This is a genomic window from Sphingorhabdus sp., from assembly GCF_050921905.1.
In the GTDB taxonomy this organism is placed as follows: Bacteria; Pseudomonadota; Alphaproteobacteria; order Sphingomonadales; family Sphingomonadaceae; genus Sphingorhabdus_B.
The window spans coordinates 1358866-1370586 of sequence record NZ_CP050888.1; the positions used below are offsets into that span (position 1 = coordinate 1358866).

Annotated in this window: 8 protein-coding genes; 4 read left to right on the plus strand and 4 right to left on the minus strand. The window is 56.3% G+C overall.

Annotated features, from left to right (window positions below):
• Positions 1 to 107 precede the first annotated feature (107 nt).
• A complete protein-coding gene (crtI, locus tag HEQ18_RS06415; protein WP_432814081.1) occupies positions 108 to 1712 on the minus strand; it encodes a phytoene desaturase family protein in 1605 nt (534 codons plus the stop codon).
• A 98-nt stretch (positions 1713 to 1810) separates the two neighbouring features.
• Positions 1811 to 5320, minus strand: a complete 3510-nt coding sequence (locus HEQ18_RS06420) for a type ISP restriction/modification enzyme (RefSeq protein ID WP_432814082.1) — start codon at positions 5318 to 5320, stop codon at positions 1811 to 1813.
• Positions 5321 to 6022: 702 nt separating this feature from the next.
• Here HEQ18_RS06420 and HEQ18_RS06425 point away from each other — a divergent pair.
• Positions 6023 to 7039: a threonine aldolase family protein gene (locus HEQ18_RS06425; RefSeq protein ID WP_432814083.1), complete on the plus strand. Its 1017-nt coding sequence runs from the start codon at positions 6023 to 6025 to the stop codon at positions 7037 to 7039.
• Entirely contained in the window at positions 7036 to 7968 is a 933-nt protein-coding gene (locus tag HEQ18_RS06430; RefSeq protein WP_432814084.1) for a DMT family transporter, read from the plus strand. Before HEQ18_RS06425 ends, HEQ18_RS06430 begins: the two co-directional genes overlap by 4 nt.
• Here the strand turns inward: HEQ18_RS06430 and HEQ18_RS06435 are convergent.
• Positions 7878 to 8726, minus strand: coding sequence for an SDR family oxidoreductase (locus HEQ18_RS06435; RefSeq protein ID WP_432814085.1), 849 nt, complete (start codon positions 8724 to 8726; stop codon positions 7878 to 7880). The two genes, HEQ18_RS06430 and HEQ18_RS06435, sit on opposite strands and share 91 nt — an antisense overlap.
• 89 nt (positions 8727 to 8815) lie before the next feature.
• On the opposite strand from HEQ18_RS06435, the gene pgeF reads away from it, so the two are divergent.
• Positions 8816 to 9580, plus strand: coding sequence for a peptidoglycan editing factor PgeF (gene pgeF / locus HEQ18_RS06440; protein WP_432814086.1), 765 nt, complete (start codon positions 8816 to 8818; stop codon positions 9578 to 9580).
• Positions 9577 to 10986: an SLC13 family permease gene (locus HEQ18_RS06445; protein ID WP_432814087.1), complete on the plus strand. Its 1410-nt coding sequence runs from the start codon at positions 9577 to 9579 to the stop codon at positions 10984 to 10986. The genes pgeF and HEQ18_RS06445 overlap by 4 nt, the downstream gene beginning before the upstream one ends.
• A gap of 8 nt (positions 10987 to 10994) precedes the next feature.
• Here the strand turns inward: HEQ18_RS06445 and HEQ18_RS06450 are convergent, their stop codons facing one another.
• Positions 10995 to 11696 carry an HAD family hydrolase gene (locus tag HEQ18_RS06450; protein ID WP_432814088.1) on the minus strand — a complete coding sequence of 234 codons (702 nt, stop codon included), beginning with the start codon at positions 11694 to 11696 and terminating at the stop codon, positions 10995 to 10997.
• Positions 11697 to 11721: the final 25 nt, after the last annotated feature.

The following is an 11721-nucleotide window of genomic DNA, read 5'->3' on the forward strand; positions in this document are numbered from 1 at the left end:
TTTGGCGTCCTTCGGATTTGTCCCATATTGTCCATTGCCGCGTTGGCAAGCTTGGACTTAGAACCACTAAGCCCTGCGCTTGCCGCCTTGCACTGAACAGTATGGCCTCAAACCGAGAAGGTGGATTTGAGTAGTCCTGACCCTAGGTCGCGGGCAATTTCGCGTGCGGTCATTTTGGCCGACATCATCACCGACGGCGTGCCGCCACCTGGCTGCGTCCCTTGGCCTACCAGATAGAGATTGTGCACATCTTCAGACTTATTATGTGGGCGGAAAAAGGCGGTCTGCGTCAAAACAGGTTCCACGCCAAACCCATTGCCAAGATAGGAACCCAGCGTTTCTGAAAAATAATCCGGCGTGATGAAGCTCATATGCTTCAACCGCGCGGCAAGATTGGGGATATAGCCGCGCTCTTCCAAGAAGGTCAGCACCCGCGCGCTCAGCTTTGGCCCTTCGACATCCCAGTCGATGCCGCTGGCGTTATTAGGCACAGGGATAAGCGTATAAGCGGCATGATGGCCCGCAGGCGCCATGGCCGGATCGGTCAGGGTCGGAATGTGCAGATATTGCGAGAAGTCCGGGCTCATCACCTTCTTCTCGAAAATCTCATCGAGCAAAGCTTCGTATCGGGGGCCCAATATGATGTTATGATGACGCAAATCAGGGTCATTGTCGCGGCATTCATAGCCGAAATAAATTACCATCAACGACATGGATTGCTTACGGAATTTCACCAATGCATCGCGGTTAATGCGCCGATGCGCCTTATCGACCAGCTTGAGATAGGTCGTTGCGTAATCGGCGTTCGACACCACAACATCCGCAAATATCGTTTCACCGCTTGCAAGCTCGACGCCCTTGGCAACGCCGTCTTCCACCAGTATGCGTTTCACCGGTGCATTGAGCCGCAACCGGCCGCCCATTTCTTCAAACTTTTTGACTAAAGCTGCCACCAGAGCGCCTGTGCCGCCCTTGGCGTAATGAATACCCCAAGTCTTTTCGACGAAATGGATCATCGCATAAATCGCCGGCACCTTCATCGGGTTGCCGCCAACCAGCAACGGTTCAAAGCTGAATACCTGCCGCATTTTGTCTGACTTGAAATATTTGCTCACCATCCCGAACAGCGACCGCACCGCGCCAAGCTTAAGCAAATCAGGTACAACGCGCAGCATCGATCCAAGGCTTCCGAAATAGGTATATCCCAGCGTCAAAAATCCACGTTGGAATATGGCTCTGGCTTGATCGTGAAAGGCTTCATATCCCGCAAGATCCTCGGGCGCCAACCGCTTGATCTGCGCCCGCGTGCTGACGGGATCGCCATCATAATCAAAAAACGTGCCGTCATCGAAATAGATACGGTAAAATGGAAGAATCGGGACTATTTCGACATATTTGCTGGTATTGGGTCCGCCCGAGATGCCTTCACGCACGCGGTTATTTTCATCCAAGACGTGCGGCGGAAAGTCCGGTTCGCCAAGCATGGCATGGTCTTGTTGCAGGCTAAACAATTCCTCAATGAAATGCGGCACGGTCAGAACCGTCGGCCCCATATCAAAGACAAAGCCATCGGCCTTGCGGACATAGGCACGGCCGCCGGGGGCATCCAATGCCTCGACGATTTCGGTGTCAAAGCCAAGGCTTTGTAACCGCATGGCGCATGCTATGCCGCCAATACCTGCACCAATGACAACTGCTTTACGTCGCAACATTCTGGATAACCCCTAATGGCCTCGCTGCTACTGCCTAAAGCGCCGCGCAACAACCTAGATGTTATCCTAGGTTATGTTGGGGGCTATTGTCAGCGGCGTTACAGCGGCAGGATGATCTCGCGCATGATGCGGTCGGTTTCGGTCAGGATTTTGATGATCTTTTGATAATGGACGACATCGTCGAACGACAACGCCCTGCCCTTGCGGTCCTTCAACCATTTCTGCGCGGGCTGATAGCCGCCGATGTGAAATTCCCATGCAAGCGCAGGCACATTTTCAAAATATTGGTCGGGGTTGATATGGACACGGCCATACTCCCCTCCCGCCTGCGGGAGGGGAACGTAGGCAGGCTTCTCCACCACATTGTCGTCGCCGTCTTCTCTGGCCCCACTGAATGGATAAGGCGTCGCACCAATGGCAGCATCCTCCATCAGGTGCAGGCGGCGCAATTGGCCGCCCTTTTCGGCAACATGCGCAAAGATCTCTGGCGAGGGCGGATAAGGAATGCGCGGGAAATCGATTTTCAAAAACTGCGCATAAGTCGCGCGGTAATCGGGCGCGTGCAGCACGCCATAGATATAATCAAACACCCGCAATTCGTCGGGATAATCCTCCCCATCGACTTGCCCTTCGACTGCGCTCAGGATGGAGGGGGACCGCGCCGAAGGCGTGGTGGAGGGGCCATCACCATTAGAGGCCCCTCCGTCAGTCGCCGCTATCGCGCCAACTGCCACCTCCCCATCGCAAGTCGATGGGGAGGGTTGCAAACCCGCCTTTGCCTTAATCTCGGCGTCACTCCCCTCACCCCCTTCAGGGGGAGAGGGGCTGGGGGAGAGGGGGCCAGAGCCATGCGCTATGCCCGAAGGATGCGCATACGCCCCGCCATCGGCGGACTCCCCCCGCTCCCCGTCCGGCTGCGCCGTCCGACCCTCTCCCCCTAAAGGGGGGGAGGGTTGTAACCCCGCACGTTCCCTAATCTCGGCATAGATTTTGGGATCAAAATTCACCCGCCGACTTCCATCGACGTTATCGATTTGGAACAAAGGAAAGTTTACATTTCCTTCTTTCGTTTTCGTTGAAATTGCGCAGCTCTCAGCGACTAAATCGGAAACAAAGATGTGATAGTATTCGCCAAATGCAACTTGCCTAGGGGTCAGTATCGTGAGGTTTTCTTGATCAACAATATGCGAGTTAAATTCAGGTCGCGGATAGTCCATCGCAACAGGATGTAGAATGCTCGGCCTTGCATCAAATGGCCGATAAAGGCATTTCTTGATTGTAGCATAGGGGTCATCGAGATTTTTTGCAGCCTCTCGCGCAGTTTTTATCTGCCAGTCGCGATTGTCCTTTAGCCCATGCTTAGCAGCGACGTCTGCGTCCGGTGCATCTGAGCGAAAATCATCTAGTCGCTTGCGTAAACTGTCGTCATCAAAGGCAATCGCAAAATCATCGCGATGAGTTTGAAAACCTAATGCTCGATTTGCAAATAGTTCGGATATTTTGAAACCGTTCAAATACAGAGCTTCGACGTCATAATCTCTAGGAACGAAAGCAAATTGGTTTGCTTTGTTCTCGATTTTAACAAAACCCGCATCACGAGTTTCAAGCTGCCATAAAGCTTCATTTTTTGCTGTGCGACCGCCCCACAAATCTCCATGCCAGACTTCCGCTAGATCGTTTTGCTGCCCAGCAGTTTTCGACCGCTTTACGCCGATAATTATTGCAACCCCTTGCATAATATCGAACACGTTCTTGTCGGCACCGCCGTCGGGACTAACTTCCTTCTTTTTTGAATTACCATGCAAATCAAGAACGTAAATCTTGTCAAATGTCTTGAGTAAGTGCCAGCGCATCCCCCGAAATGTCGGGTTGTCAAGGTAGCCGTGGTTCGTGATGAACCCTAAAATACCTTCGCCAGTTTTAGCTATCATCTGCTCGGCAAAACGAATGAACTTTACATAGTCATCATTGATCCATTTCGGGTTGCGCTCGTTCAGCTTAACTTGGCCACCCGGCTCTTTCTTGTAAGCTTCCATCAAGCCCATGATCCAATCACCCTTATTGGCGCTTTCGCCCGAATAAGGCGGGTTCCCAATCACGCACATGATCGGCGTATCGCGCTTGATGGTGTTTGCGCCCTTGGCTTCCTCGCTTAACCACCGCGCAAAGGGCAGGGTCTGCTCGACCCGCTCGCCTTCTTCCAAGCTGTTGGTTAGGTATACGCCCAATCGCGGCGGGGTGCTGCTGGGTTTATAACCCATGTCGGTCAACATCATGTCCAGCTTCAAATGGCACATGGCGTAACTCGCCATCAGCAGTTCGAAACCATGCAATCGCGGGATCAAATTTTCCTCGACATAGCCGGACCACATGCCCGGCGCGATATCCTTTACCTGCGCGGCAATCTGCTTAATCGCCTCGGCCAAAAACGTGCCTGTGCCGGTGGCGGGGTCGAGAATTTGGACGCGGTGGACGTCTTTTTTGATGGTGAGCGGCTTGCCGGTTTTCGGGTCATTTTGGCCTGTGTCCCAATCAATCTGAATCTTGCTGGTGTCGGCAATACCGCGTGGCAAGTTGAATTCGGTTTTCAGGACATCATCCACCGCACGGACAATGAAATTGACCACAGGTTCGGGCGTATACCAAACGCCGCGCGCCTTGCGCTTGGCGGGATTATATTCGGCCAAGAAGGTTTCGTAAAAATGCAGGAACGGGTCATTGCGCGCGGTGAATTTGCCAAAATCCTGCATCAACGCACCCACGTCGCAGGCGCGAAACACATCGCATAAATCGTCAATCATCCGGCGCAGGCGGTCATCCAGATTATTACCAGCAATATACACAAACAGGTTGCGCAAAAACGGGTTGGATTTGGGCAACAACTCCAACGCCTCGGCCCGGTTGAACGTGCCAAGCGAATTGTCATGCAACCGCGCCGCGAACAGGCCGTATGCAATGGTCTCGGCATAGACATCCGCGAAATCGGCAATGGTAATGTCGTGAATCAGGCTTTTCTTGAAACCTTCATATTGGTCGGTCAGCTCTGTTTCGATATTGTTGTTTTTGTCGGCCATCAGGGCGTTGCCCATGATATCTTTGATAATCACCGCCTTCCCCGCCATCATTTCGGCAAGCTGTTTGGCGGTATTGATGCTGATTGGGGTTTGGCTGGCAAAATCCTTCAGCAACATTTCGAGGCGTGGGAACTCGTCCGGCCGCGCGGGCAGCGTAGGGACCAAGTCGGCGATGCTAACAAAGCCGGTGACTTCGCCCTTCACAATAAATTCGAAATCGGTTCCGTTGGTGTAAATCAGGTTTGGCAGACCTTTTTTATACCGTTCCTTTTGTTCGCGGCTGTAATCGCCAGCGCCAAAGCGGCTAATGTCCTTGCGCAAATCCTTTGCCTCGCACCAGCCGATGGACACGCCATTGCGGGCAAACACAAAATCCGGCGCACCGACCGCGCTTTGCTTGGGTTCATTGATGACGGTCAGGTTTTCATCGATAGATTTGAACAACCCCGCAAGCGCGGGGCGGTAGCTATGCTCGGTGGCTTGGCCACTTTGCGCAAGCGACCTAATATTGTTCAGATAGCTTTGAATATCCATCGCGCTCGCAGTTCATTTTTATGTAAACACTTGTAAACTGGACCGTTTACGACATTTTGTGACAGTTTGTTCTTGTCTTGTCCATGGGAAATTGGGGGCATCCGCCCTTTCCTCCCCATCGACTTGCCCTTCGACTGCGCTCAGGATGGAGGGGGACCGCCCGAAGGGTGGTGGAGGGGCACGCTCTGGTTATCCTGACCTTCTGGTGTGGTGATACCCTGAACGTGCCCCTCCACCAGCTTCGCTGGTCCCCCTCCCCGTCCCGGGGAGGAATTAATACAGGCGGGTGCTAATTCTATCCTCCCCATCGACTTGCCCTTCGACTGCGCTCAGGATGGAGGGGGACCGCCCGAAGGGTGGTGGAGGGGCCAGCACCGTCAGATGCCCCTCCGTCAGTCGCCGCTATCGCGCCAACTGCCACCTCCCCATCGCAAGTCGATGGGGAGGGTTGCAAACCCGCCTTTGCCTTAATCTCGGCAAGCTCCCCTCACCCCCTTCAGGGGGAGAGGGGCTGGGGGAGAGGGGGCCAGAGCCATGCGCTATAAGCGAAGAATAAGCATACGCCCCGCCATCGGCGGACTCCCCCCGCTCCCCGTCCGGCTGCGCCGTCCGACCCTCACCCCCTAAAGGGGGGGAGGGTTACAACCCCCTCCCCCCTTACCCCCCTTGACGCCGCACGCGTTTTCCCGTCATGCGCTGCTTATGCGTTTCTTTTCCGACAATGCCGCCCCGGTGCATCCTGCCGTCATGCACGCCATGGCCGATGCCAACCATATCGACACCGCTTATGACGGTGACCAATATAGCGCACGGTTGGATGCGGCGTTTTCCGAAGTCTTTGGCTGCGATGCCGCCGTCTTGTGGGTGGCGACGGGCACCAGCGCGAATTGCCTTGCGCTTGCATCCATAGTGCAGCCGCATCAGGGCGTCATTTGCCACCGTGAGGCGCATATTGAGGTCGATGAATGCGGCGCGCCGGGTTTCTACACCGCTGGCGCGAAATTGATGTTGATTGACGGCGAAGGTGCAAAATTAGCGCCCGCGACCGTCGCCATTACGCTCGACGCCATTCGCAATGATGTGCATCAGGTGCAGGCCGCCGCTGTGTCGATCACCAACGCCACCGAATATGGCATGGTCTATACGCCTGCCGAAGTCGCCGCCTTGGGGGCCTTATGCCGCGAACGCGCGCTTGGCCTGCATATGGACGGCGCGCGTTTTGCCAATGCGGTGGCGCAACTGGGATGCGCGCCAGCCGATGTCACGGTGAACGCAGGGGTCGATATCTTAAGCTTCGGCTTTGTCAAAAATGGCGGCATGGGGGCAGAAGCCTTGGTCTATTTTGACCCAGCGCTCGCCGATGCCGCGCGCTATCGCCGCAAACGTGCCGGGCATTTGCAGTCCAAGGGCCGGTTCCTTGCGGTGCAATTGCTCGCCATGCTGAAGAACGATTTATGGCTGCACAATGCGCGCGCCGCCAATGCCGCAGCGATGGTCATTGCGCAGGCGGCGGGCGAACGCTTGCTATACCCTGTGCAAGCCAATGAAGTGTTCCTGCGGCTGACACCGTCCGAAGCGGCGGCATTGCGGGCGCAGGGCTTTGATTTTTACGATTGGGGCGTGGTCGACGAAATATGGGGCGCGGCGCGGCTGGTGACCAGTTGGCAGCATACCGAATCCGACGTCGCCCCGCTGGCCCGCGCGATCACTGCCTTGTGAGCGTCGCCGGAGGGGGGCGCGCCGAAGAACCCGGATTTCTTGCGCCGCGGGTGTGGATACCCTTCATGGTGACGTCGCTGATCTGGGGGTCGACCTGGTTGGTGATCCGCGATCAATTGGGTATGGTGCCCACGACCTGGTCAGTGACCTATCGTTTCACCGTTGCCGCGATCGGCATGTTCATCCTCGCGCTGGTGATGCGGCAATCGCTGAAAATCGACCGGTCGACGGTCGGTTGGACGATGTTGCTTGGCCTGTTGCAATTCGGGGTGAACTTTAACTTTGTCTATACGGCCGAACATTATGTGACATCCGGGCTGGTTGCGGTGGTGTTCGCCTTGTTGATTGTGCCCAATGCATTGTTGGCCAAATATTGGTTGGGGCGGCCCATAAGCGGGGCGTTCAAATTGGGCTCCGTCATTGCCAGCGTCGGCGTGGGGTTATTGATGTTGCAGGAATATCGCGCCGCACCTGTTGGCGGGGCGGATGTTCTGCTTGGGCTATCTTTGGTGTTATGCGCGGTGGCGACGGCGTCTGTGTCCAACGTGCTTCAGGTCACACCACGGATCGCGCGTTTTCCAACGATCACGATACTGGTATGGTCGATGTTGTGGGGCAGCATTGGCAATAGCATATTTGCCTTCATCATGGATGGTCCGCCCGTTATCGACCTGCGTCCCGGCTATATCGGCGGCGTCCTGTATTTGGGCATCATTGGCACGGTCGTAACCTTCCCGCTCTATTTCCGCCTGATCCGCGACATTGGCCCCGGCAAGGCGGCCTATACCGGCGTCGTCATTCCCGTGGTCGCGATGATCCTGTCGACGATATTCGAAGGCTATGTCTGGTCAACGCTGGCGCTGGCGGGCGGCGGGTTGGCCATGCTCGGCTTGGTCGTTGCGATGCAGGCGCCTAAGCCCATTCGGTAGTTGGCATATCGTGGTAGCCAGGTAAGCAGCCTTTTCGCTTTGCCATTCGCTATGCGGCGGTTTTCGGCATAAAATCCACGCGCCATAGGCGACAGGCCAGCGGCCTCGATGGACAATAAAGGTGGCCAATCGCATTGCAGCAGGTCGCACGCATATTCGATGACATCATTTTGCGGCGCGGGCATGTCATCGGCGATATTGTAAACGCCCGCAGGACCATCAAAGGCGGCAATGACCGCAGCGACGATGTCGTCGACATGCACGCGGCTGAAAATCTGATCCGGCATGTCGATACGATGTGCCTTGCCCTCTTTAACCCGCTCCAGCGCCGATCTGCCGGGGCCATAAATGCCGGGCAGGCGAAATACACGGACGTCATTGCGCAAGGCCTGCCACGCAAGGTCGGCTTCGGCCCGCGCGGTGCGGCGGCCCTCGCCCATCGGTGCGCTTTCATCGACCCATGCGCCGCCGGTATCGCCATAGACTCCGGTGGAGGACAGATAGCCGATCCATGTGCGCGCGCGCGCAGCAATCGCCGCGCCATATTTCAAAAGCACCGGATCGCCCCCCTCGGCCATTGGCGGCACGCTCGACAATATATGCGTTGCGGTCTCCAGCGCGGTCAGCACCGCGACTTCATCATCGAAGGCAATGGCATCGCCACCGCTCATTCGCTTTGTGCCCGTCACCAGCCAACCGGCGGCGCGCAAACTGTCGGCAAGACGGTTGGCGGTGTAGCCCATTCCAAATATAAGCATGTTTCGCTGCATATATGCTGGTTCGCAATCTAATGGCTTGCCGTCAAGCGCGGCAGTTGCGAATAGGAGTGGCGGGAGGAGGCGCAGGCATGACAGTTGAAGTAATCCAATCAGGCGTGTTGCGCAAAGTTGCCCATGGTTTTCTTGGACGAAAGGGCGGGGTGTCGACGGGAATCTATGCGGGGCTAAACGTAGGGTTGGGTTCTGAAGATGCGCGGGAATCCGTCATTGCGAATCGCCTACTTGGCGGGCAATCGGTTCTGCCCGGCGCGACGCTTGCCCGCGTTCATCAATTCCATTCTGCCGATGTTGTGCAGGTAGACAATGCCATGTCGCAAGATGACCCGCCGCGCGGCGACGCGATGGTGACCGACCAGCCCAACATCCTTTTGGGCATAGTAACCGCCGATTGCGTCCCTGTTTTATTTGCAGACACACAGGCAGGAGTCATTGGCGCAGCGCACGCAGGCTGGAAAGGCGCCATAAGTGGCGTGCTTGAAAACACCATCACCGCGATGGAGAAACTTGGCGCGCAGGCAGGCCGCATAAGCTGCGCCATTGGCCCGTGCATTGCGCAGAAAAGCTATGAAGTGGACGAAGGTTTTTTCCGCAACTTCGCAGAGCAAGCGGCGGCAAACGAACGCTTCTTCGCTGATGGCAAAGCGGGCCATTATCAATTCGATATTGAAGGTTATGTCGCGGCGCGACTGGCGGCGGCTGGCATCAAAACGGTCGAGTGTCTGGGCGAAGACACCTATAGCCAGCCCGACCGCTTCTTCAGTTACCGGCGCAGTTGCCATTTGGGTGAACCCGGATATGGCCGTCAACTCTCGCTGATCGGCCTGCGCTCATGAAAGTAGAGAGGGTCGGCTTTTGGGGCGGGTTGATTGTCTTCGTCCTTATGCTGGCGCTGCCGGCCCCTGCGGGGATGGAACCATCTGCGTGGCACGTTGCCGCTCTCACCATCTTGATGGCGACCTATTGGATGACGCAAGCCTTGCCGTTGACAGTGACCGCATTTCTGCCGTTTCTGGCGTTGCCGCTGAAGGATATCATGACCGCGCAGGACGTGGCGAAGGAATATTACTCGCCTATCCTGTTCCTCATTTTGGGCGGCGCATTTCTGGCGCTCACCATTGAACGAACGGGCATGCACCGCCGCGTCGCCCTCGCCATATTGGGGAAATCGGGGCATAGCGTCACTGGCCTCATGATCGCGTTCATGGGTTCAACCGCATTGCTCAGCATGGTGATGTCCAACACGTCCATAGCGCTTATCATGGTGCCCATTGCCGTTGCCGTACTTGCCGCTGGCGGAACGAAACCCGGGGAAACAGACGGCCTTGCAGGCGCCCTCATCATGGGCGTGGCCTTTGCCGCGTCGATTGGCGGGCTTGGGACGCTTGTCGGGTCGCCGACCAACGCGATTGCCGCTGGCTTGGTGGAACAGCAATTGGGTATCCAGATCAGCTTTCTGACATGGATGCTTTATGGCGTGCCCGTCGTGATTGTCGGCGTGCCCTTATGCGCGTTCATCCTGATGCGGGTGCAAAATGTTACTGCGGGCAGTTTTGACGTGGATGCCGCGCGCGCGTCAATCGGCAAGGCACAGCCGATGTCTTTGGCGGAAAAGCGGCTCGTTCCAATATTTATGTTGGTCATCGGCCTGTGGATTGGGCAACCTTTGTTGGAACCGCTAATGCCAAAGGGCGGCATTACCGACGGCAGCATCGCGATTGCGGGGTCGCTGCTGCTGTTCCTTATACCCGACGGCACCGGTCGTCCCTTGCTCACATGGCAGGAGGCGGACAGAGCCCCTTGGGGCGTCATTATGATGTTTGGGGGTGGTCTGGCGCTCGCGGCTGGCATCACGCAGTCAGGGCTCGCTGCGTGGCTGGGTGAGGCATTAGAACCACTGTCCGAGGTGCATCCCGTCATCATTGCGATTGCGCTGACCGCTTTGGTCATTTTGATCACCGAATTTGCCAGCAATGTCGCGACCGCCAGTGGCGTGCTGCCTGTGGTGGCTGGCCTAGTCGCCGCAACGGGCGCTGACCCATGGTTGATGGCGATGGCGGCATCGATGGCCGCAAGCTGGGGTTTCATGATGCCGTCAGGCACGGGGCCAAATGCCATTGCATGGGCCAGTGGGCATATTGCCTTGCCCAAAATGGTGAAGGCCGGATTTTTTCTCGACCTTGCGGGCATTCCCCTGATTGTCGGGGCGGTCTGGCTGGTTGGTGCGCTGCGGGTGCTATAAGTTTAGGCTTAGGTCTCTACCACGCGCCAGTCGAGGACTGGCCAGCCCTTCTTCTTGGCCAACCGCGCCAGCGGGCCATGCGGGTTGGTGGCGAAGGGTTCGTCAGCATAGTTAAGCAATGGCGCGTCGGAGACATGGTCGGAATACGCGCGAATATGACAAGTGGCGCGCGCAAGGCCGTGTCTTTCCATCCACCGCTTCACCAGTTCCAGCTTTGCCACGTCGTGGCAATTATGCCCGTCAATCTGCGCCAGCACATGGCCGCTGCTGTCGGTCGATAGGTCTGTCGCAATGACATCATCAAAACCAAGCCTTTTGGCAATCGCCTCCACATATAAACGGTAAGAAGCCGTCGCCATGACATGACGATAGCCAGCCGCCTTCTCCTGCGCCACGCGCGCCAGCAATTGCGGATAGACGTTTTTGCCAACGACCAGATCCGCATGGCTTTCCAGATACTTGGCAAACTGCGTCTTTGGCACGCGTCTACCAATCAGCAGAATTTGTGAAAACTGCTTAAGCTGCGCACGGTCCCAAATCTTCAGCGCATATAGCACCAAACCAACCGGCAAAAATGGTGCAAGCAACAATCTCCACGGTGACTTGTTAAACGCCATATGCAGGAGGAACCCATTATAGGTGGCACGCCGCGTGACGGTCTTGTCCATATCATATATGGCCAGCAGGGTCGTTTGGGGTTTAGTCATCATGACCTTAAAGGCATAACTTTACCTA